Below are 21,768 nucleotides of genomic sequence, written 5' to 3'. Positions count from 1 at the left end.
CCCATTTTTCTATATAAGTTTTGCTGCATACGAATAGAGGATTTAAAACCGTCAGGAGATCAGTTATATGTCAAAAAGACAGTTTTTACGACAGTTGTGTGTTGAACCGGGAAATTACTCGTTTCAACTAGACCACTTGGATACAAAGCACGCCCCTTAGAGTACACACAGGGAAGGATAAATGACATTCTCCCGTGTATATTCCAAGGGGCATTATTTAATACCCTCAATCATAGTAAAGATCGGACGATTCCATATGATTATAAAGGGGGTATACCTTCCGGTACCTTTCAGCTCTTGCTCTTAGCAAGCAACTGCTCATCGAACGGTAGATTCTCTTTGATCGCCCACAGGTCGTCATAGCTGAGAATCGAGCGATCGGCTCTGGACAGATCCTGCCGGCCGGAGCCGGGGTTGTGAAAGCCGATGCAGTGCATTCCTGCACTTTTGGCTGCCTGGACCCCGTTCTGTGAATCCTCAATAACGATGCAATGGGCCGGTGCAATGCCTAGCTGCTCGGCGGCGTATAAGAAGATGTCCGGTGCCGGCTTACCCTGCAATACCTCTTCACCGGTGATCCGAATGTCAAAGTAACGGCCAAGTCCTGTCTTTTCCATAATGAGATCAATCAGCGCCCGTGGAGAGGAAGAGGCCACCGCGACCGGAATCCCTTTCTCTTGCAGCCAGTTCAGCCACCGCTCCAGTCCGTCGATCGCCACAAGGCCCTCGTGTGCAATCATCGTCTGCATCACATTTTTTCGGTGATAGGACAAGGCCTCTTCCACCGTATTGGTGAGCTGATGCCTGTCCAGTACCTGACGCCACATAGATTCAAGTGTCACTCCAACATAGGTATGGTGCTCTTCTTCCGTCATGGACGCACCAAAATGGGCAAAGGAGCTGCGTTCGACCTCAAAGTAAATCGGTTCGCTGTCTACTAACACACCGTCCATGTCGAAAATGACCGCTTTGACCGGAACGGACGCTGATAGGTCTCCTGTGCATTCATTATTGGTCGGTGTAACATGAGGGATGCTCGTCATGTCCATTCTCTCCCTTGTTAGTAGCTAAATTTAGTTGCCGGAGCCATTAGATTGCAGTACAATCTTGATCGCCTGAGACGAAGGCTGAAGTGTCCGCTCGCTGATATTGCATCCAAGCGTCTTAAAGGCTTCATGGTAGTCATCAAGCGGATACGAGTGGGTTATGATTTTTTTGGCGGGAATGATTTGTTGCTCAATCAGGTAATGCGCCGTGGAAAACGTGCCCAGAGAATCAATCGAGCCGATGATTTTAAGGCTACGGTCAACTACCTCTTTCGGATTAAACGAACTTATCCCATCTCTCAGCCCCACCAGCATCAAATACCCGCCGCTCGCAAGCTGGCTTAGTACCTCAGTGCCGACCACTCCTGTGGTATCCACAATCATGTCCACCTGATTTTTTAACGGAGCCAGCTCATGAATGGCCGACTCCAGTGTGGCGTGCGCGGACCACCGTTCGGGAGCAATAGAATCCGCTATAGCGAGCCGTTCCTCCGAGATGTCAACAAGGCAACCAGTTATGCCTTTCGAAGCAAGAGCATAACTGTACAGAATCCCGATCGGACCTGCGCCTAAAATAACGGTTGTGAAGTTCGGCAGCAGGTGAATCTGGTTGATTCCGGTCAGCATACAGCTCAGCGGTTCGGTCAGCGTCGCTTCTTCGTAGCTGATATGGTCCTTCAGCTTGTACAAAAAACGGTCCTCAGTCACATAATAATCGGTGAACGTACCGTCGGCGCTGACTCCGGTCTCGGTTACGGATTTGTGTGTGCAATGATTCTGTCTTCCTGTCCGGCACATTTCGCATTGGCCGCAGTAGTATGTTGGATCAATCACCACCCGGTCCCCAGGCTGCAGTGAACTGACGGCTGATCCTACAGCGATCACATCCCCCGCTGATTCGTGGCCCAAGATAGTGGACGGAACGGCATGATATTTGCCACTAATGATACCTAGGTCCGTACCGCATACGCCTGTCGCCCGAATTCGGACGAGTACATCGTTATCTTTTTTTATCTCCGGGATAGGTCTTTCCTCAAGTGCGACATCCCAAGCCGATTTGTATACCAGTGCAAGCATGAATAATTCCTCCCTTTGCCTATTGGGCAGATCGTTAGTGAAGGGTAGCAAGAACGGCATCAAGCCGTTTAACAATTTCGACAATCTCATCTTCTGTAGCCGTGAGAGAAGGTCTCACTTTGACCACATTGCCATAACCGTAACGGGAGCCTCTGAGAATAAGCTGCTGTTCGGCAAAAGCGCGGTCGATAATCGCATTGCTCTTAACTGCGTCTGGGGCATCATCCTCGTCGACAATTTCCAGTCCCCACATCAAGCCGACGCCGCGAGCCTCACCAATGATGCAATCGTGCTTGTCGGCCATCTCCGTCAGCAGGGTTCCGAGCAGGCTTCCTTTGGACCGAACGGCTTCCAGAAAACCGGGTTCAGATACAACCTCTAGCGTGGCTTTGGCTGCCGTAACCGAGATTAGATTGCTACCTGAGGTAAAGGAGTGCTCGTGCTTCTCGAGGACATTAAGACGAGACTGCATCAATACCGCTGCTACTGGTACACCAATGCCACCGAGACCCTTAGCGAGAGTAATGATATCTGGTTGGATATCAAATAGCTCACTTGCGAACATGTAGCCTGTCCGCCCAATCCCGGTCTGAACCTCATCAGCGATTAGGATCAGCCCGTACTCGTTGCACAGCTGACGGAGACGCTTAAAATATCCTGCAGGTGGGATGATATTGCCTCCGTTGCCCAGGATGGGTTCAATAATCATGCAGGCCACAGAACCTGAGCTTGCATACTCAATGGCATCCGATATGGCTTCGACGCATTGATAGCCACACTTGTCAGGCGAAGAATTAAACGGGCAACGATAGCAGTAGGGAGCAGGTACATGCAGGGAATTTGCTGCAGCCGAGTTGGGAAACTTCCTCCGTCGGAAGGCGTTGCCGGATATGCCTGTTGCGAACTGGGTCTGCCCATGATGGGATAGATACAGGCTGATTATATCGAGCGCTCCCGTATATTTCTGGGCTAGCTTCACAGCGCATTCGTTCGCCGTAGAGCCGGTAATATCTCTCATCCATCCCGCGTCAATGCCGTTCGGCGTATACTGGATCAAATGATCCAGTACTTCCTCGACATAGGGCTCGGTAAAGGATGAGGACATGTGGGCAAGATTGGCGACTTGTTCCTGTACTTTGGTGACGACATGAGGGTGATTGTAACCGAGTGAGAGATTGAAGGTGCCAGATACGCCATCTAAATATTCCTTACCCGAATCGTCAATCAGAGTAATGCCTTTTCCGTATCTGAAGCGTTCTTTGGTTAAGGTATGCACGATGTTCCCCTCCATATCAGAATATACATTCTCATTAAGTACATCCTTAAAAAATGTACTGCCCTGCTACTACATAAAGCGGTGGGCCTCACCTCCCCCAAGAATAAAGAATCTCATCCTTCCTTGCCCTGATGGACAAGGGAGTCAACTACCCGTCTGCTCCTGCCATTCCACAGATGCGAGAAAATGACCGCTAGCAGCAAAATTAGGCTGAAAGCCGCCAAAATCCAAAGGGTAGCCGTCACCGACCATTCGCTCATGCTCCAGCCTGTTACATATTGAAGCACTGCTCCGCCAATTCCGCCTGACGCAATTAGAATGCTGGTCGTTCTCTCGGTCATTCCCGGAATCAGCACGTTCGCATAGACGAGGGCAATACAGAAGAGACCGGACATGAATAACCCTGCACCAAAAATCAGAAGGTATGTAGCCCACTGACTGGAGACAAACGCCATTGCGACCAGAAAGCAGAAAGTTCCGATTCCGCTCCAAAGCAGGAAAGGAATATATCCTGCGGACTCTGCAATCTTCCCTGAGAACATGCGGCCGATGATCATCGCAATCCATAGTATGCTAACACCCAACGAAGCTACGGATTCCCGAATCTGCAGGGTCTCGATCAGAATAGAGGGCAGGAAGTTCATGAGCCCCAGTTCAAGCCCCATGTAAACAAAGAAGAATACAATGAATATTCCCAGTAACACACGGTGCTGTACAGAGTACCGGGCTTGTTCGACCGATCGCTCAGAGGTTTGGAGATCTGCTTGGATAAGGTGGGAAGAGGAGGAAGTAGGCATGGTAATCCAGAATAGCCCCAGAATAAACGTCAGAAGGGAGATGGTGTAGAAGGTCAAATACCACATTCCAAGCCAGATATACAGGCTTACCACTGCGGGAATGAGCAGTGCACCAAGTGCAAAATAGACATCCAGCTTGGACATGGCTACGGCTTTCTGCTCTTCGGTGAACTCAATCGTGAACGCTCCGATGGATGACTCAATGATGCCTGAGCCGAAGCCAACCCAGATGGTCATCACGATAACCCAGGTCCATGAGGGGAGTACCCCCAAGATGGCATACCCTGCTACGATACTAACCAGGGCAATGGACAGCATAGACTTGCGACCGATGTGTAGAGCCATGAAGGGGGAGAACAGAACACCGACAAGAAATCCGAAAAACTGAAGGAACAACAATAATCCGCCATCGCTGTACCCCAGTCCATAGTAAGGCAGTAGGACCGGCAGTAATGCTCCAAGCACCACACTAGTAATGCCGATTAACAGATAGAAAGCACAACTTAAAGCGAATAGTCTCTTCAAGGTCCGTCCCTCCATAAGTCTATATTTTTTATATGGATTCTGTTGCTTTACTAGATTATACCTTTTTCTTGGAAATGTACATACGTATTTATATAAAAAATGTAAAAATAATCGTTCGATAATTTTACACGTATTTGCTTAATCCAGTTAAGGTGAAACCTGTTTATCTGAAGAAACTGCATGCGGAAGGGAGAAATAAGATCAGCCCAAATTGTTTTCGGGCGCCAAACCGCTCATAATTGAGGCATAACTTTGTGTTTGCAAAATTAGGTTAGTAAGGATACCTAATAGTTGTTTTACTTAATACAACTATGATTGATAGGGTAGGAAAAAGAATGTTAACCGCTTACAATTTAAAAGGGAGAGGGAATTTTATTGGAAAGTCGAGAAGGAGAAAAATGAAAAAGAGAAGAAGGAATGCAGTGCAGCATAATTATCAATAGTCATGTGTACGGCTTTTTTGAACTTTACAACAAAAGGAGTCTACCAAAATGAATTTTTATTTAGAAATCCCGGAGCTTGACCGACATTTTCCTTTCCGGAGTTTTATTAATAAAGGCGACGTGCTTTGCTATCCTCATTGGCATAAAGAAATTGAAATTATTTATGTGACCCAGGGAACCTTGGATCTGGGAATTAACGATATTTCGATACGTATGAAACAAGGTGAAGTTCAGTTTATAAATGGGGGTGATGTTCATTATTTCTTGGCTTCTCCCGACAGCGAACGGGTGGTTATTCAATTTGATCTGAGCTTTTTTCAAGAGGTTTCCACATTAAGTGATCAGAAACGCCCTCTTAGATATATATTTACGGAGATGGAGCAATCAAGCTGGAACTGGCCAGAAGAAACAGCAGCTAAAATGCTTCCTCTGATTCAAAGCATTTATGATGAGAACGTCAACCACCACGAAGGTCATGCCTATATGATCAAAGCGAAGTTGTTTGAGATGTTGACTCTTATTATGCGTGAAGTGCCGAGAAGCATGACGCCAAGGCTTCCTGAAATCTCTGAAAGACCCTTAACACAATCAAAGGACACCCTTTATAAACTGGAACGTATTTTTGAGTATGTGGAATGTCATTATCATGAAACCATTTCGCTGAAGAATGTCGCTGATTATATGGGGTTCAGTCCCTATTATTTCGCTAGGCTATTTAAGAAGAATACGGGGATGACCTTTGTAGCATTTTTGAATGATTACAGACTGAATAAGGCAAAATGGATTTTGTTGAATGAAAACAATCCGATCACTGAGGTCGCAGAGGCAGCAGGGTTCAGTAGTGTAAAGACGTTTCATCATCTCTTTAAAGAAGCAACAGGAACATCACCATTGAAATACCGCAGGACAATATTCGGGAATAAAACAGCAAGAAATGAGGAGGAAAGCTTTTCATGAGATTTGTATGATAGAGCTATCCGACGAAGTGAAGGGAGAGTTACGAGGACATTAAAATTTATTGATCTATGAGCAACCACTTGATATGCGGTGGGCTTAAATCAGGAGTGGAGGAAGATGAAAATGGGCAATCGTATATACAATGTAGTCATTATCGGTTATGGAGGCATGGGAAGCTACCATGTTCAATTGATCGAATCTAATCAGCAACTTGCCGTTGGCGGTGTATATGATATTGTCGATTACCGAATGGAACTGGCTGCGGCTGCCGGCTATAAAACTTATGCCAGCCTGGATGCCGTCCTTGCCGATCAGGCCGTGGATATTGTTTTGATAGCAACACCTAATGATGTTCATAAGGAAATCGCGATCCAGGCACTGCAAGCCGGAAAACATGTCATTTGTGAAAAGCCGGTTACGATAACGAGCGCGGATTTATTGGACATTGTTGAGGTGGCGAAGAAAGAAAATCGTGTGTTTACAGTACATCAGAACCGTAGATGGGATGAAGACTTCCGAATTATTAAAGATATAATTGGCAATAAGACCGTGGGTGATCTTTTCCACTTGGAATCGCGAGTTCAGGGGGCTAATGGCATCCCAGGTGACTGGCGGCAACTAAAGGCGTATGGAGGAGGAATGCTACTGGATTGGGGAGTACATCTGTTGGACCAGCTGCTTCAGATTACGGACAGCAAAATAGAAAGCGTAGCTGCTACCCTTAGCTATATTTTGGGGACTGAAGTGGATGACGGCTTTACCAGCTTTATTGAGTTCAAGGACGGTCTGACCGCAGTCATTGAAGTGGGTACAACCAATTACGTAAAGCTGCCGCGCTGGTATATTAAAGGAACTGAAGGAACCGCAATGATTAGAGATTGGGATTTGAGTGGAGAGATCGTCACCCGAAATCCAGATGTTGCTCACGTGGAACCCAAGCCGATTCAAGCAGGTCAAGGATTGACGAAAACGATGGCGCCGCCGTCTGAGGAATCCACCCTTAGGTTCCCGATTGAGAAAATACCTGCTGCTGCAGAAAGCTTTTATGAGAATTTTGTCTCTACCATCGAAGGAAAAGCGGAGATTGCGATCAAAAATGAAGAAGTACACCGTGTATTGGTGCTGATTGAGACGATTTTTGAGGCGGCAGCAACCAAAAGCGTGATTCGAAGAACTATTTAAATCCGCTCTATTTTTCGATCCGTCATAAGAGAGAGATATAGGATCCTGGAGAGAACCAAACAGTATTGATCTAATGAAATTTTGGGATGCATTTAAGTAATCAGTAAACCTTTGAAATGGTGAGCAAAATAATTTTGCCCACCATAAAACCAAGCGGGTATCGCTCCACAACCGAATTCTATTGCTTGATCATTTTTAAGTTGCTGAGATTTCGAATAGGTTTAATTTACACGTAAAGAGAAAAGAAGTTTTTACATAAAATCCGCTATTTCCTCCTTATAAATCAACATATTCTACTCTGAATTCTTCCATAAAAACATAAAATAATCCATGAGAGTGATAGAATAATCATTTTGTACGAGAAAAGAGGAAGGGAGAGATCGTTTAATGTAGTGTGCGACCAGAAGAATATAGATGAAGGGACGTAGAGAATGAGGAGTTATAAACGAAGATCCTGGAAACGCTAATTTTCACTCATGATTACGGGGATACTTGTATTAACATCTGTAATTGTTGTAACGCCGATCAATGCTGATCAATGCAAAAAACGTTGATGCGGACCCTTCGAACAACCGAGGTGGTGCGAATCATGTTTCAAGCGGCAATGCAGCCAACAGTGATCCAATGAGAGTCACCAGGTGCAACCTACCAGGATTTGATTAATGTTGCACACGATAAAGATATAAAATCATACAGGATGTTGTGTAACATCTACTCTAGCCGCTGGGGTGCAAAAGGTTTATTGTACTTGATCTCCCGGATAATCCTGCCTCCGGTAAGATCGGTGAAAACGGGCCTTTCTTGAAGCCTTAATTTTTAAATATAAGAAGCATGAAGGAATGACATTCCTAGGAGTGTCGTGATTTGGGGTTTTAAAAACACACTTTTAAAAACACACTCATAAACATATGGGTGTGTTTTTTGGTGTTGAGGATGAGTCGTTCATGCCATTAACAGAATTTTATTATGATTAAGTAATTCGCCATATTCCTCTTCATTGATTGAAAGTAGCACAGATAACAAGAAGATGTAGCATTTTCTGCAGCTTATTACGTTAATGTAGACACCTTAACATACTTAAGAGTATTCTTATGTGTACTTAAGAGGGACCCCATCGCAACCAAAACTAATGAATATGCAAGTAGATAAAGGAGGCCCTTATATATGAAGTCTCATACCTCTGACCGTATTAAAATCCCGCTAGGATTGTGGGCAGGATTATGTCAGTTAGGGTTTGGCGCCCACGACGTAGCTCGCAAAGCACGATTGCCGATCACCATTAGTACTGAAACAGTAGTCACCACCGCTCAATATTTCGCGATCTGGCAGGCATATTCTGATCTCATTGGTGACACTGCACAAGGAATCATCAAGCTTGCGACCGTCTTTGATACAGCGAAGTACCCACCGACTGTCTTAGCGACTTACCACGCTCGGGACTACCGCGACGCTCTAAACCGAATGGCTCGGTACAAACAACTGTGTCCCCCGGAAAACCTACACATCACTGAGAAGGGCGAGCACTGTACAATTGATCTGGAATGGCTGTCTCCCGAGCAATCTGGCCCGCCGATGCTGGTGGGTATTACGCTGGCTTGTCTTCTGGAGATTGGACGCCGGGGGACAGGTCAACCTTTGACAGCGCAGCTTGTTGAATTTTCGCACTCCATGGGCGATGTACAAGCCCTTGAAGCATACTTCGGCTGTCGCATTCGAATTGGTGCAAAATGTAACCGATTGACGCTACATCGAAGAGATCTGGATCGTCCCTTTGTCTCGTACAACAAAGAGTTGCTGGAAATCCTGACTCCTGCTCTGGACCGATCGTTGGATGAGCAGCAGCGCAGCCGCTCAATTACTGAGATGGTCAAATGGATCCTGAAACGTAGCCTTACAGGAGGGCGTCCTGACATTCAGGCTGTGGCGAAGGAGCTCAGTATGAGCGATCGTACCTTGCAGCGCCGGCTTACTGACGAAAATACGAGCTTCAAGTTTCTATTGACACAAGCTAGGCATGAGCAGGCACGAGAGTACTTGGCAGACCCCTCGCTCGATATTAAAGAGGTGGCATTTTTGATTGGATATGAAGACCAGAATTCGTTTTACCGCGCCTTCCGCCAATGGGAGGGTGATACACCTTCAAATTGGCGGACTGAACACTTAGGTACAAACTCGATATCAGGAGCACGTTAGGACTGCCTAATGAGTTTTATCATTTGGCGTGTTAAACAAGAACTTTGGCGCAATATGCTAGTTACTGGACAATCCAGACAAGATAATATAATCACTATCCAGAGCACAAGACTGTTTTAAAAAAGGAGAAGTGTATTATGGATATGGGATTAAAATATAAAATAGCTTTAATTACAGGATCAACGAAAGGCATAGGTAAAGCAATTGCCATTGAACTAGCCAAAGAAGGTGTTAATGTACTAATTAATGGACGAAATTATGAAGAGGTAGAACGAACTGTAAATGAAATTAAGTCAGATTTCCCAGCGACCTCCCCTCAAAATGCGACAGCCGATATTGTGGATATTGGACAAAGAGAAGCTTTATTTGAAAAATACCCTAGTATTGATATTTTGATTAACAATACGGGCATTTATGAAATTATGCAATATGAGGACATAGACGATGAAGTATGGGAAAAATACTTCCGTACTAACGTTCTTGCTGCAAATGGATTATCAAAATTTTATTTACCTAAAATGTTGAAAAATGATTATGGCCGCATTATTTTTATTGCGAGTGAAGAAGCAATTATGCCTTCAGGACAAATGCCGCAGTATTGTATGACAAAATCTATGTTGTTATCATTGTCAAAAAGCTTATCTAAATTAACAATAGGGACAGAAGTTACAGTCAATACGATCATGCCAGGACCAACACTCTCTGAGAATGTGCACCAAATCATTGAGAGTATGTATCCTCATGAAGATATGACTTTTTCAGAAAAAGAGAAAGATTTTATGGTTACAAACCTGCCTCAATCTGAAATACAGCGATTTATCAAGCCTATTGAAATAGGTAGACTAGCTACATTTGTATGTAGTCCTTATGCATCTGCATTTAAAGGTTCTCCAATCCGTATGGATGGGGGAATGGTACCGACTATTTTTTAGCACTTGTGGAGAAGCTTGCTGAAATTAGCGCTGACATTGCGGAACATTATAATAAGATGAAGTCAAATATCACTCGATGGTAGGATGAGGATCATGAACCATTTTGCTATGTATGGAAAGTTGACGGCACGTCCAGGGCAAAGGGACGATCTTGCAGACATCTTGCTAGAAGCGGCCGATCTGTTGAAGTCGAATAATGACTGCTATTTGTATATAGTCAATGTGTCAGACGACGACCCGAATGCGGTGTATGTGACCGAACTGTGGAAAGATGCAGATGCCCATGCAGCCAGCCTTAAGAACGAAGAGGTACTGGCGTCGATACAACGCGGCCGACCGTTGATTATTGGAGCGGAGCCCATTAAACTGCGTGCTCTAGGGGGAAAAGGCCTGTAGGGTCATGATGCAGTTGCTGCTACCACTGCAGCCGATCACTCGGTTGCTTTTAAGCTAACCAGCAGGATAGTCCTAATGAAACACTTTTGAAACATGTGAAAGGTTGGCAGATAAAATTGGCCCTGATATAATCAGGGTAATTCACTAAGGAGAGATTTTTTTGTCTGGAGCTGTTCTTTACTAATCCAATTCCATAAAAAGAGGTTTTCATGCACCTACTATTCGTCTGCCCAATTTTTGTATTACGGGAGGGGAGTTGAAAGCTTCGGAATTAGTTAAGAACAACGGATACTACCAGATCCTTAGGGATACCTGTTATAATGAGTCCAATCCGTGCTGGTTCAGCGCGGATTTTTTTGTGGCTAAATAGCAGGTGATATGAGGGTAGGAATGACGTATGTTCATTCCTGCCCTTTTCTAATTTTTAGCAAAGGGGGATAGAAGAGAATTACTCCAATTTGGTCCAATACAACCAGACTTCTTGAATGAAAGATTCAATCTAAGTAAATAGAAAGGTGGACAATACATGAAACTTCAAACGAATCGGCTCCTATTAAAAACACTTGATCTTAATTTAATTGAAGCAGCAGCCCGACGTGATATAGGTGCTATTGAAGCTTTGGGTTATAAAACCAGTGATGAATGGCCGGGTCCTGATTTCTTTGAAGCTTTACCTTATTTTCGAGAACTTTTGATAAAAAATAATGGCACTAGAGGTTTTGATTCTTGGATCATTGTGGAGAAGGATACCCAAGAAATTGTTGGAGGGATTGGCTTTTTAGGAGATCCTGATCAGAATGGTAAGATTGAGATCGGTTTTGCAACGAATGAAAGTCATCGCCGCAAAGGCTATTGCTATGAAGCCGCTCAAAAATTAATAGAATGGTCCTTAAATCATGAAGAAGTCCAAATCGTAACGGCAAGATGCGTACCTGACAATATCAGCTCTAAGAATTTGTTAATGAAGTTAGGATTCGAAATTGATCACAAAGATGAAGAATTGCTTTATTGGAAATATCAAATGAAGAAAGTAGGAGGGGGTCAGCAGAAATGATCCGTCGAGATCTAGATGACGTAGATTTCATAAGAGCAAATTTAATGGGGCCTAGTTCGATTACCATGCTCGAGGAGCTATCGAAAAATTTGACTTTGCAGAAAGGAATGAGAGTGCTGGATTTGGGCTGTGGGACCGGACTTACTTCTATCTATCTGGCGCAAAAGTTTGACATAACCATATTTGCTGTCGATTTATGGATTAGTGCAACTGAAAACTATAGAAGATTCAGAGAGTTTGGTTTGGAAAGCCAAATTATCCCCATCCATGCAGATGCCTGCCACTTGCCTTTTGCGGAACAATACTTCGATGCAGTTATAAGCGTAGATGCGTATCAATATTTTGGAGCGAATGAGCTTCCCAGTCCTATGGGGTGGAATTCGCTAAACTAACTAAAAATGATAGTTCAACGCTACCAAAAACAGCCGAGCACTCGGCTGTTTTTTAACTAACGGGCAGATTACACTAATGCAGATTCCTCATCGCATGAAGCGGTTAATCGATGCTAGGGTCGAACGTACAGGCTTAGGTCAAAAGAGTAAAAAGCGTTTAACAGTGCTTTTTTCTCTCTAATATCATCATTTTCTTTTGAAATGCCGATATAAAATTGAGTCTAGAGAACTATTTTATACATAAATTTTACCTAAAGGAAGTGGAAAGAGATGTTGAAAAAGAAATGGCTTATCACCCCGTTGGTTGCGACGACACTGTTTTTCGGTCAATCTGCATTCGCGGCAAACACGTTTCCTGATGTGGAAGGAACAAAATATGAATGGGCTGCCGAATCGATTCATTCCATGGTCGACAAGGGCGTTGTCAAGGGCTATGCAGATGGGACCTTCAAGCCAAGCAAAACCATAACGAAAGCGGAATTTGTACATATGTTTCACAAGCTTTTTCCAGAAATCGATCATTCTTCCGGCGAACCTTCCGACTTTGTGGATGCGCGTAAACACTGGGCGAATAAAGATTTTGCAGCAATATTCAACGGGGACTACGTTTGGCCGTATGCTGAAAGTGTTGGCGGGAAATATCCAAACTATCAATTCTATGTAAAACCTGACAAACCATTGACCCGCTGGGATGTGATGATGATCGCCTCTCTTCGGACGGATTATACCAATCAGACGCTTCATCCTGAGATTGAGGAAGTGATTTCCGCAGCTGCGCAGTACAAGGATATGAAAGTTCGTCAGGCCAATTACAATGACAATTTCTCGGCCTACTATCCGGTGCTGTACATCGACAAGACTGGAGAAGAGTACAGCTATGATGGAGATTCCCAGGATCAAAAGGCAGAAGCATTCTACACCCTAACCAAGATGGGAGTCCTTACTGCTAATAAAGGATACCTTCACCCAAAAGCGCTAGTCACACGGGCTGAAGCTGTTACCATTTTACAGCGTTTGTACGAAGCTACAACGAAGTCAGTGGAGGATCGACACTAGCCGCTTGCGCATTGTAGCCATCAAGGACTGTATAAGGAGATAAACCGCTTTGGAGTTTTCTACTTAATTAGTTACGTATCTATGACGACGCCTAACCGTCGATTACTGTCGAATGAAACAATGTATAAAAGTCGCGAAATTGGCGGCTTTTTTGTTTTAACGATAGATGCCAGTCAATAGTTTAGAATATGAAATTTTCATGTAAATTCATTAAAAAGCTGAAAACAATTCCTTTTTTTAAACAAAAGAGGGTATTGTTTTGTTTATAAAATATATGTATTATATATCACTGTACTTTAATTCATTTTAATGTTTATAATAAATTAATAGCCTTAATCTATGTTTTACTACACTCATCTATGATGCTGAAGTTTCTAAGTATCAAGCCTGAACTTCCAGCACTCTCCATTTTTTTTACACTTCCAAGTCTACTTACACACTTTTTATTTCTAACTACATCATGAAACTCAAAAACGATTTACTTTAACATGTCGATTACTGTTTGTTTGTGGCAAGACATTTTGTTGTTTTTGCTGTATCTATTTTAAATACATAGGAATGTGAACATCTGGATCCCATAAAACATTTGTTTTACCGCTTTTTTTATGGTGAGGAAAGGGGTTGGACATGAACCGCATGACTTTGCTTTTTTCGGGACAAGGGTCTCAATATGTCGGGATGGGAGCGACATGGCATGATGGTTTTTCAGAGGCAGGTCACATTTTTGAAGAGGCTGCTGATATTTTGGGGTATGATTTGAAAACTTTATGTATGGAAGGACCCATCTCTCAATTATCGAGAACATCCTACACCCAGCCGGCACTTCTCACGATCAGTGTAATCGCATTCAGACGTTACATGCACGATGTTGGGATTATTCCCGAATTTTCGGCAGGGCATAGTTTGGGTGAGTATTCTGCATTGGTAAGCAGCGAAGTCTTGTCGTTTGGCGATGCTTTGCGGGTGGTGCAAGAACGAGGACGCTTTATGGAAGAAGCCTCAGAGGCCGGAGTGGGTTGCATGGTTGCTGTTCGTGGGGCTGATTTAAATCTGCTAGAAGAACTGTGCGATCATTATGCCGTTACCAGTCAGCCTATTACCATCGCATGTTATAACTCTTCCTATCAATACGTCGTTTCTGGTCATCATTCCTCTGTTGCTGCGGTGGCGGAACAATTAGAGCAACGCGGGTTCCAAATTACCCGTTTGCAGGTAAGCGGCCCTTTTCACAGCCCGCTTATGCAGCATGCTGCTGACCGATTAGCATTGGAACTGCAAAAATATACGTTTCATGAACCACTGTGGCCTGTCATTTCTAATGTTACAGCACTACCATATACGGATGCCAACAGCATTCGTCAAGGTTTGCATTTGCAAATGATCCGTCCAGTGCGGTGGATACAAACGATGCAGTATATGGAGAAACAGGGGGTGCAGCAGGGGATTGAATTAGGACCGCGAACGGTGCTGAAAAACTTGGCAAAGGAAACAAACACCGCTTTTGAGGTGCTTTCCTTGGACAGAGACTTGGATCGGATTGAACTGGAACGTCGTTTTTCGATCCGTGATTGGTTGGTCAAACCGCTGGCGGTGGCGGTGTCTACACCCAATGCCAATTGGAATGAGGATGAGTATCATAAGGGGGTTATTTTACCTATTCGCAGGTTGGAAGAGTTACTCAAAAGCATAGAATCGGGCAACTCTTCTTCTGCTTATGAACTAAGACGCGAAGCGCTGGAGTGTATTCGCCTGATATTGCAAACCAAACAAGTATCTGCAGGAGAGCAGGAGGAAGTTTTAGACCTTTTGAGGAGGGACCAGGATGGAACAGTTTCAAACTTTAATTGAAATCATACAGGACCGAGCCAGTAGAGCTGAAAATGGGATTATTTTCATTTCGGGTGATACACAGGAGGAGTATGTAAGCTACAGTCAACTTCTGGAGCAAGCACTGCAGGTGCTTCATCAATTGCAGGAAAAAGGAGTACAGCCTGGTAATAAACTAATTATGCAAATTGAAGACAATCATACCTTTGTGAATGTGTTTTGGGGCTGTCTGCTCGGAGGAATCGTCCCGGTACCTGTAAGTATCGGGAATAATGATGAACATAAAATGAAGCTGTTTAAAATCTGGAGTACCCTTACTTGCCCTTATATGATTGCGGATCATAAAGTACTAGAGCAGCTAGAAAAGTATTCTCACCAGCATGAGATGCTGGATTTCTTTGATTCTGTAAAAAAAGCGACCTTTTCTAGTCATGATTTTGATTATTCCGATCAGAACAAAGGGGCCATACATGAATCCAGACCGGAGGATTTGGCGTTTATTCAATTTTCCTCTGGTTCGACAGGTGATCCTAAGGGAGTCATGCTGACGCATGAGAATCTCGTATACAATATTCGGGATATCGCCAGTCAAACGGGAATGACTTCAAGTGATGCGTATCTGGGCTGGATGCCACTCACACATGATTTGGGGTTGATCGCTTTTCATTTAACTTGTGTCATCGCCCATGCCAAGCAACTCATTATGCCAACAGCTCTTTTTATAAGACGTCCTTCATTATGGCTAAAAAAGGTGTCGGAGCATAAGGTGACTCAAATCTGTTCTCCTAACTTCGGCTATAAATTTTTCCTTGATCAATATAAATCCAAAACAGCGGATAACTGGGATTTGTCAAGTGTTCGTATGATTTTAAATGGGGCTGAGCCCATATCGGTGGAGCTTTGCCATGTATTTATGGAAGCCATGAGTGTACATGGATTAAATAAAAATATCATGTATCCTGTATACGGCTTGGCAGAGGCCAGCGTAGGTGTTTCCACTCCACCTTTGGATAAAGATAATTTTGTTACCATTCATTTAAATCGGCAGCAGTTGCATGTAGGTGAACCTATAGAAGAAGTAGATTCATCCGATAAGCGTTGTCTTACGTTTGCGGATTTGGGCTACCCCATGGCCAGCACTTCCGTTCGCATTTGTGATGAGCAAAATCAGGTGCTAAAGGACAATGTAATCGGATACACCCAAATTCGCGGCAAAAATGTGACTGCCGGGTACTATAACAATCCCGAGGCTACCGCAAAGGTCAAGACAGAGGATGGCTGGCTTATTACCGGAGATTTGGGTTTTATGAGAAACGGACGACTGGTGATTACAGGCAGAGCCAAGGATATTATTTTCGTGAACGGCCAGAACATTTATCCGCATGATATTGAAAGGATTGCAGAGGAACTGGACGGGGTGGATCTGGGGAAAGTAGCTGTCTGCGGTGTACATGATGCACAAACTAGACAGGACCGTATTGTTGTTTTTGTGATGCACACGAAAAAAATAGAGTTATTTTTGCCACTAGTCCAAAGGCTGAAAAGCCATTTGAATTATCGGGGAGGATGGCATATTCAAGATGTAGTTCCAATCCGCCGTATTCCCAAAACTACTAGTGGAAAGGTTCAGCGCTACAAGCTGGCTCAGAGCTACGAGCAGGGAGAATTTGATGTAGTTTTGGCATCCCTGACCGAGGCCGCTCGAAATATACAGGAAGCGAACCATGCCCCTGTGCCTCAAGGTGAGATCGAGCAAAAACTGATTGGGATTTGCCAAGCTATTTTAAATGTACAGTCAATTGGGACGGAAGACAGCTACTTTGATATCGGCGTAACTTCCTTACAACTCGTTCAGATCGTGGACCAATTAGAGGAACAGCTCGGGATTCATATTGAGGTAACGGACTTTTTCTCTTATCCGACTATCGCCAAGCTAGCTGGTTATATATCCAGCCAGGATTTAGGTCATAAGGTGATTACAGCACCACAACTGGAATCCAAAGAGGAGGTAGAGGACCTGGATATTGCTATCATTGGCATGTCCGGCAAGTTTCCTCATGCGGATACACTGGAGCAGTTTTGGGCGAATGTGGCATCAGGCGCTGACAATATCGGCCCGTACAGCGACGAAAGAAGAAAAGATGCCGAAGATTTCATTTCTCATCTGAATACGGAAGGACGGAATATGCAAATCGCCGAAGGTGGCTATCTGGATGAAGTGGACAAATTTGACTACACCTTCTTCAAGTTGACTCCACGGGAAGCTTCTCTGATGGACCCAAATCAACGTTTATTTCTGCAAACTGCTTGGAGCACGATTGAGGATGGAGGCTATGGAGGGAAGCAGCTGGCTGGCAAAAAGGTCGGTGTGTATGTCGGTTTTTCCAAAACCAGCTTTGAATACGAGCGTTTGTTGTCCGAGGTGGAACCAGGCGCGCTGCCGAACTTTGCCATTGGTAATTTATCGTCCATTATTTCCAGCCGGATTGCGTATTTGCTTGATTTAAAAGGCCCGGCACTGACCATTGATACGGCATGCTCCTCGTCACTCGTGGCGGTACATCTGGCGTGTAAGTCGATTTTGAATGGAGACTGCGAGATGGCTTTGGCCGGTGGAGTGAAGACCATTTTGCTGCCGTTGAAAGCTGGCATTGGTATGGAATCCTCCGATGACCGGGCACGAGCATTCGACGATCAGTCGGACGGCACAGGCTGGGGCGAAGGAATTGGAGCCGTTCTCTTAAAGCCGCTTCGCCAAGCGGAAAAAGACGGAGATCACATTCTGGGTGTGATTAAAGGAAGCGCGATTAATCAGGACGGCAGTACGATTGGAATTTCTGCGCCTAATGCGCTGGCTCAATCAGAAGTCATTTCGCAGGCGTGGCGTGATGCACGGATCGATCCCGAGACGGTAAGCTATATTGAAGCCCATGGTACTGGCACCAAGCTGGGTGACCCCGTTGAAATTAAGGGCATTACCCAAGCATTCCGCAAATTTACACAGCGCAAGCAGTTTGTGGCGATAAGCACGGTCAAAACGAATATTGGGCATTTATACGAAGCTGCTGGGATTGCGGGATTGATCAAATGCGTGCTGTCAATGAAACATCAGCAGATTGCACCGCTCGTTCATTTTCGCACGCCCAACCGGAACATCCATTTTGAAGAATCTCCGGTGTATGCCAACACTAGACTGAGGGAATGGAAGACAGACGGATTCCCGAGAAGATGCGGGGTGAGTTCCTTTGGCTTCAGCGGGACAAACTGTCACGTGGTGCTGGAAGAATATATAGCGAAAAAGGGTGCGGGCCAAGAAACCACCGACCGAAAAAATGGATCATCGCCATTGCTGCTGACACTATCGGCGCGAACTGAAGGAGCTTTAAGCGAGTTGATTGCACGGTACGTGGATCGCTTTGAATGTGAGGAAGAATTGCCGATGGAGGATGTCTGCTATACGGCTAACACAGGCAGAAGTCACTTAACATATCGAGTGGCTGTGATAGCCGAAGGAGCGGAGGCCCTGAAAGCGAAATTACATCAGCTTCATGAGCAGGGCAAGGCCATTGAAGGTGTATACATTGGGAAAGTAGATAGTAATGTTGGTACAGAAACAGCCGTCGGAAGCTCAGACACTTTGCAAGCACTGGAGCAAGTAGCAGTGAAGTACGTACAGGGGGCACAGATAGACTGGGACACGCTATACGCAGGTCACCCGTACAAAAGGGTTTCTCTGCCCACGTATCCGTTTGAAAGGAAAAGGTGCTGGATTCATGTTCCAGAACAGGTGCGAGCGGAGCAGACTGCACCCGTTTATAAAAATACAATAGTAAGGGAGTCTGAAATTATGGGGAATGAGTATTCGACGTCAACGTTGTTTACTGAACAGCATAAATCTTCCATTCAACAAAAATTAGCGAAAATGATCGGTAATGTGTCACAACTTAGTCTTGAGGAACTGGAACCGCAAACACATTTTCTAGAACTAGGGCTGGACTCCATTAATTTGTCCCAGGTCCGCCACAGCATCAAGGATACATTCGACTTGGATGTCCCAATGAATGAATTTTTTGAATCGCTGACCACGCTCGAACTGTTGACTAGCTACGTCGCAGAACAGGTGAGTATTTCCGTTTCTGACGAGGCAGCAGTTGGTGCTCCTGAAAGCCAACCGAAAATACCCCTTAATCGGGTAGATGCTACTACAGTATCAACCTGGACAGGGCAGGATTCCAGCGCAATTGGTACATCGACTCATGGAATAGTTACGTCCGGGCAAGAGCCATTTCAAAGCACAACAGTTATAGCGACTTCTGCTGGTATCGAGCAGATTTTGCAGCAGCAGCTGCACGTGATGTCACAGCAGCTTGATGTGCTCCGAACTCAACCGACTCCTCCGACATCCGTTTCTCAATCATTTCAACCGGAAAGGGATTTGTCGTCAGCAAATAGAGGAAGCGCAGAGATCATTGAAACCAAACAGGAAGTCGCAACTGCATTAGCTACTGTTTCACCGGTACTAGCTGTTCCGAAGAAGGCAGGCCATGAAGCAAAACTGTTTACGCCTTATAAAAAGCTGGAGGTCAAAGCCCATGAATTGCTTTCACACCGACAAGAACAACATCTGCAAGAGCTGATTGAGCGCTATACTGCTCGGACGCGAAGCACCAAGCAGTACACTCAGCAGTATCGGTCTGTCTACGCGAATAACCGTAATGTAGCTGGCTTCCGGCCTATTTTAAAGGAAATGGTCTATCAAATTGTATCTCAACGTGCAGACGGGTCCAAAATTTGGGATTTGGATGGGAATGAATATGTAGATTTGACCATGGGCTTTGGTGTTAATCTGTTTGGACACAATCCAGCCTTTATCCGTGAAAAAATTGAGGCAGAGCTAAAGAACGGCATGTGTGTCGGACCTATGTCCAACATGGCAGGACAAGTCGCCGAGAAGATTTGCAAGCTGACCGGTGTAGAACGGATCGCTTTGTACAATTCCGGCACTGAGGCGGTTATGGTTGCTCTTCGTTTGGCGCGTGCTGCCACCGGGCGAGCCAAAGTAGCCATTTTTGCCGGCTCCTATCACGGTACATTCGATGGGGTGCTTGCGTTGGGTAGCGCTGGCAACAATAAGGAGCATTCCACACCTCTTGCGCCTGGCATTTTGCAGCACATGGTGGACGATATCGTTGTACTTAACTATGGAACGGATGAATCGCTGGATTATATACGCACACATGGGCAGGAGCTGGCTGCTGTGCTTGTGGAGCCGGTGCAAAGTCGTCGTCCTGATTTTCAGCCGAAGGCCTTTTTACAAGAGGTTCGTCAGATCACGGAACAATCCGGTACAGCTTTTATTTTTGATGAAGTGATTACAGGCTTCCGAATTCAACCGGGAGGCGCTCAAGCGTGGTTTGGTGTACAAGCTGACCTTGTGACCTACGGTAAAGTTATTGGCGGAGGGATGCCAATCGGTATCGTAGCAGGGAAAGCCGCCTTTATGGATGGGATTGACGGTGGCACCTGGAGCTTCGGAGATAATTCCTATCCTCAGAATGAGCATCGGCGAACCTTTGTAGCCGGTACGTTCTGTCATCACCCGCTGGCGATGGCGGCATCCCTAGCAGTGTTGGATTATTTGGAGAGCCACGGCGAACAGCTGCAAAATCAGTTGAACAGCCGTACTTCGGCGTTGGCAGCAGAGTTAAATAGTTACTTTACCCATGAGCAGATACCCATGAAGATTGTTCACTTTGGTTCACTATTTCGCTTCGTACTCAAGGGTGATCTGGAGCTTTTCTTCTATCACATGCTGGAAAAGGGTATTTACATCTGGGAAGGGCGGAACTGCTTCTTGTCGACCGCTCATACGGAGGAAGATATTGCGCGGATCATACAAGCTGTCAAGGACAGTGTAGATGAGCTGCGTAAAGGGGGCTTCTTGCCTGATCTGACCCCGATCGGGAAAGGCCCAGGTCCAGGTAAGCGAAGTGTGTCTATAGCTGACCCTTCAGAAGTATCGACAGTGGATGTGGATGAAACGGTCATTCCACTAACCCCGGATCAAAGGCAGTTCTGGTTCGCTTAATGTCAAGAAACGAAGTGACTTCTTAACATGCGAACTTATATTAATGTGAGACGTTAAGTGAATTGGCCAATCCCGTATTATTTTGCCGAAAAATTAAGTAAAGTGCACCTCGGCGTCTTTACGCTCCAAATTTGATAAAATGTCAGGTTCTATTCTTAGGACTTGGCATTTTTAGTAGTGCGGATACCAATTATAAAAAAAGCCAGTGGAAGAAAATCGCAATTGGGCTGTGAGGCTGCGCTGAATCGACAGGAGTCAACAAAGGTCATATTTTGCAAGTGGTTGTAATCGCTCGTAAAGGGCAGAGCAACCATATTAAAGCCTTTGAGTCTTTAATTTGAGCTTTGAGTGTCGTGAATTTTAAAGTTTATGAGGACGCATGTCAGCGGGTAAAAGAAAAGATTTGAGTTTTTAAGAATCAATACTGGAAAAAAACTATATCCTGCATAATAAGTTGAATAAAAGAATTTAGCCATTAATGGTTTAATAAAACAAATTAGATCCTCGCTTTAACAGATGGATAATTA

The 21,768-nt window shown here is 44.8% G+C and carries 14 protein-coding genes; 10 read left to right on the top strand and 4 right to left on the bottom strand.

The window, feature by feature from the left end:
* Positions 1 to 290: 290 nt before the first annotated feature.
* The 4 genes from NLX73_RS23980 to NLX73_RS23965 all read right to left on the bottom strand — a co-directional run bounded on the left by NLX73_RS23980 (position 291) and on the right by NLX73_RS23965 (position 4,721).
* Complete coding sequence (locus NLX73_RS23980) at positions 291 to 1,043, bottom strand: HAD family hydrolase (RefSeq protein WP_254327549.1); 753 nt, start codon at positions 1,041 to 1,043, stop codon at positions 291 to 293.
* 30 nt (positions 1,044 to 1,073) lie between these two features.
* The gene (gene gutB1 / locus NLX73_RS23975) at positions 1,074 to 2,123 is read right to left on the bottom strand and encodes a 2-amino-2-deoxy-D-mannitol dehydrogenase GutB1 (RefSeq protein ID WP_069291925.1); all 1,050 of its coding nucleotides are present in this window, start codon (positions 2,121 to 2,123) and stop codon (positions 1,074 to 1,076) included.
* A 34-nt stretch (positions 2,124 to 2,157) separates the two neighbouring features.
* On the bottom strand, positions 2,158 to 3,399 hold the full coding sequence (locus NLX73_RS23970) for an aspartate aminotransferase family protein (RefSeq protein WP_254327548.1): 1,242 nt from the start codon (positions 3,397 to 3,399) through the stop codon (positions 2,158 to 2,160).
* Positions 3,400 to 3,512: 113 nt separating this feature from the next.
* Entirely contained in the window at positions 3,513 to 4,721 is a 1,209-nt protein-coding gene (locus tag NLX73_RS23965) for an MFS transporter (RefSeq protein ID WP_069291927.1), read from the bottom strand.
* A 491-nt stretch (positions 4,722 to 5,212) separates the two neighbouring features.
* Here NLX73_RS23965 and NLX73_RS23960 point away from each other — a divergent pair, with 491 nt between their 5' ends.
* The 10 genes from NLX73_RS23960 to NLX73_RS23915 all read left to right on the top strand — a co-directional run bounded on the left by NLX73_RS23960 (position 5,213) and on the right by NLX73_RS23915 (position 21,241).
* Entirely contained in the window at positions 5,213 to 6,121 is a 909-nt protein-coding gene (locus NLX73_RS23960) for an AraC family transcriptional regulator (RefSeq protein WP_254327547.1), read from the top strand.
* 117 nt (positions 6,122 to 6,238) lie between these two features.
* Positions 6,239 to 7,303 (top strand): Gfo/Idh/MocA family protein, encoded by a 1,065-nt coding sequence (locus tag NLX73_RS23955; RefSeq protein WP_069291929.1) that lies wholly within the window; start codon positions 6,239 to 6,241, stop codon positions 7,301 to 7,303.
* A gap of 1,164 nt (positions 7,304 to 8,467) precedes the next feature.
* Positions 8,468 to 9,496 (top strand): helix-turn-helix transcriptional regulator, encoded by a 1,029-nt coding sequence (locus NLX73_RS23950; RefSeq protein ID WP_254327546.1) that lies wholly within the window; start codon positions 8,468 to 8,470, stop codon positions 9,494 to 9,496.
* A 137-nt stretch (positions 9,497 to 9,633) separates the two neighbouring features.
* Positions 9,634 to 10,428, top strand: coding sequence for an SDR family NAD(P)-dependent oxidoreductase (locus tag NLX73_RS23945; protein ID WP_254327545.1), 795 nt, complete (start codon positions 9,634 to 9,636; stop codon positions 10,426 to 10,428).
* 93 nt (positions 10,429 to 10,521) lie between these two features.
* Positions 10,522 to 10,824 carry a putative quinol monooxygenase gene (locus NLX73_RS23940; RefSeq protein ID WP_254327544.1) on the top strand — a complete coding sequence of 101 codons (303 nt, stop codon included), beginning with the start codon at positions 10,522 to 10,524 and terminating at the stop codon, positions 10,822 to 10,824.
* A gap of 526 nt (positions 10,825 to 11,350) precedes the next feature.
* Positions 11,351 to 11,878 (top strand): GNAT family N-acetyltransferase, encoded by a 528-nt coding sequence (locus NLX73_RS23935; RefSeq protein WP_254327543.1) that lies wholly within the window; start codon positions 11,351 to 11,353, stop codon positions 11,876 to 11,878.
* Positions 11,875 to 12,270 (top strand): SAM-dependent methyltransferase, encoded by a 396-nt coding sequence (locus tag NLX73_RS23930; protein WP_254327542.1) that lies wholly within the window; start codon positions 11,875 to 11,877, stop codon positions 12,268 to 12,270. The genes NLX73_RS23935 and NLX73_RS23930 overlap by 4 nt, the downstream gene beginning before the upstream one ends.
* Positions 12,271 to 12,540: 270 nt before the next feature.
* Positions 12,541 to 13,326: an S-layer homology domain-containing protein gene (locus tag NLX73_RS23925; protein ID WP_254327541.1), complete on the top strand. Its 786-nt coding sequence runs from the start codon at positions 12,541 to 12,543 to the stop codon at positions 13,324 to 13,326.
* A 627-nt stretch (positions 13,327 to 13,953) separates the two neighbouring features.
* On the top strand, positions 13,954 to 15,174 hold the full coding sequence (gene fabD, locus NLX73_RS23920; RefSeq protein ID WP_254327540.1) for an ACP S-malonyltransferase: 1,221 nt from the start codon (positions 13,954 to 13,956) through the stop codon (positions 15,172 to 15,174).
* Positions 15,149 to 21,241, top strand: a complete 6,093-nt coding sequence (locus NLX73_RS23915; RefSeq protein ID WP_254327539.1) for an aminotransferase class III-fold pyridoxal phosphate-dependent enzyme — start codon at positions 15,149 to 15,151, stop codon at positions 21,239 to 21,241. Before fabD ends, NLX73_RS23915 begins: the two co-directional genes overlap by 26 nt.
* Positions 21,242 to 21,768 lie beyond the last annotated feature (527 nt).

Source organism: Paenibacillus sp. CH40, assembly GCF_024213605.1.
In the GTDB taxonomy this organism is placed as follows: Bacteria; Bacillota; Bacilli; order Paenibacillales; family Paenibacillaceae; genus Paenibacillus; species Paenibacillus polymyxa_B.
The sequence above is the reverse complement of the archived record's forward strand: the minus strand, read 5'-3'. Positions and strand labels throughout refer to the sequence as shown.